At 48.3% G+C, this 259-nt stretch carries 1 protein-coding gene; it reads left to right on the top strand.

The window, feature by feature from the left end:
* Positions 1-259 (top strand): pilus assembly protein PilP (locus tag ACG9ZB_RS17505; RefSeq protein WP_419326872.1); only part of this gene is annotated, 259 nt, incomplete at both ends.

The following is a 259-nucleotide window of genomic DNA, read 5'->3' as shown; positions in this document are numbered from 1 at the left end:
GTATTGATGCGGTCAATATGCAAATGGCTGAAATTCGCAATCAGCCGCCAGTGCCGATTGAACCTGCGCCCGATTTTCCACCTGTACCGACCTTTAATTATGCTGCGCATCAGTTAAAGAGCCCGTTCATGCCAAGCTCGTTAGCGGCTGAACTGAAGATTATGGCTGGGAAACGTGTCTATCCAAACCTCTCTCGCCAATTACAACCTTTGGAAAGTTATGCGATTGAATCGCTGAACATGAAAGGCAGCATGCGAGG

The sequence above is a fragment of the Acinetobacter johnsonii genome, from assembly GCF_048551975.1.
In the GTDB taxonomy this organism is placed as follows: domain Bacteria; phylum Pseudomonadota; class Gammaproteobacteria; order Pseudomonadales; family Moraxellaceae; genus Acinetobacter; species Acinetobacter johnsonii_A.
Note: the sequence above shows the minus strand (reverse complement) of the source record. Positions and strands in the feature narration are given on the sequence as shown.